Here is a 1,620-nt window from a genome sequence, read left to right as displayed (position 1 = left end):
TGAGATCTATGTTTTTTAAGTAAAGGCTCTTAAATCGCATTTGAACGCTTTCTATGAAGCTCTTCATAATTAAAGTTTTGGGTTGAAATTTTTAACCTGGATGAAGGGACAAAAAAATTGATCTTTTTACGTTTTTCTAAACTAAGAAATAAATACTTTTTTCCATGCAAAACCAAGCACCGGCCCTACGTCACTTTAGCCAATTTTCCAATCAAGGATCCGGCACACGCCGGGATTTTTTTGTCACACACCACGCATCTAACGATGACAACCTTCAAATCCTTATGCTGTAAGGGTTTGGGTAATTATTTTGTGTGTTAGAAAGCTGCGCAGCAAAAAGCGCATTTTTTAAAATAAGTTATTGATTTTATTTATTAATTTGCTGCGCTCTTCTCTGTGCTCAAAAAACCAATAAAAATGCTCTAAGCAATTGTTATTTAATGAAAAATAGGGTGCGCACCTATCTGCGCTCGAAAAATGGAAAAAAACAGCATAAGTAATTAATATATATAGATAAATACCCTGCGCAGTTATTGAAAATCAAGTTTGCGCAGGTAAAAGCCATAAAAACAGCATAAGTTATTGAAAATTAATTAAAATAATCTGCGCACTTTTCGATAAGCAATAAAACTGTCAATTCGGTCAATTTAACAAATCATACATGACATATTTTTTAGGAATTTAAACCTGTAAAAATCACTCAGTTGATAGATTTTAAGTAAGGTTTTAGAACCTAAATTGAATTCTTATTTCAGGCGTTAAAAGTAGTTAAAAAATTGAGAGTATTCAATATCAGTGAGTTCTATACCTATTTTCTACAAAAGTTCCAAAAATGGACCTTCTTCAATACTCAAGCGTTGAAGTTTAAGAGAAGATAGTAAGAAATCTTATTCGAGGAATTGTGATGAGCACTCATATCACTACTACAGCAAATACAATAATGTTTCCGAAGGCTTGTACTCTTTGCCAATCAAGAAAAAATGTACAGCTTTTTGCAGGACTGTTGGTATGCGATCAATGCCAGGAAAACATCAATCTCACGAATCCAGACACATTCTCGACCAATGATGAGATTGAACAGAAAGCCCAGGATTAACCTGGGTTGCGTATAAGAGTTTTTATGTTAAATATTAGCTAGACACGAGTACTTATAATTAAATGAAAAATGTGCAATATAAATAATATTGTTGAAGTTTTATTCTGTTAAGTTTCGAATATAGCTTAGGAGAGATAGATGGTAGACATTGTTGATCCATCTACACGCAGCCGTATGATGGCTGGAATCAAAGGTAGCAATACAAAGCCTGAATTATTAGTCAGACATTTGCTTCATAAAAAAGGATTTCGGTATCGTTTTCATGTAAAAGATCTTCCGGGAAAACCTGATATTGTTTTGCCAAAATACAGGTCAGTGATTTTTATACACGGCTGTTTCTGGCATGGTCATCAGAATTGTCATCTTTTCAGGTTACCGGCAACGCGGACGGAATTCTGGCAGGAAAAAATCTGCCGTAATCAGGCGAATGATTCCAGAGCTGTAGATATCCTGCGCGCTAGTAATTGGCGAGTCTGCATTGTCTGGGAATGCAGTATTCGGGGAGCCAAAAAAGATCCGGAAAA

General features: G+C 35.1%; 2 protein-coding genes. Both read left to right on the top strand.

Annotated elements, in window-relative coordinates; translation table 11 throughout:
- Positions 1–904: 904 nt before the first annotated feature.
- A complete protein-coding gene (locus FTV42_RS17735) occupies positions 905–1,096 on the top strand; it encodes a hypothetical protein (protein WP_034705540.1) in 192 nt (63 codons plus the stop codon).
- 138 nt (positions 1,097–1,234) lie between these two features.
- On the top strand, positions 1,235–1,620 hold a 386-nt coding region (locus FTV42_RS16320; protein WP_180039209.1), incomplete at its 3' end, for a very short patch repair endonuclease.

This window comes from Acinetobacter sp. YH16052 (assembly GCF_013417155.1).
GTDB lineage: Bacteria > Pseudomonadota > Gammaproteobacteria > Pseudomonadales > Moraxellaceae > Acinetobacter.
Note: the sequence above shows the minus strand (reverse complement) of the source record. Positions and strands in the feature narration are given on the sequence as shown.

What these genes read in the sequence shown, in the direction of transcription:
- FTV42_RS17735 (WP_034705540.1), top strand. Translation starts at nt 905, where the DNA reads ATGAGCACTCATATCACTACTACAGCAAATACAATAATGTTTCCGAAG.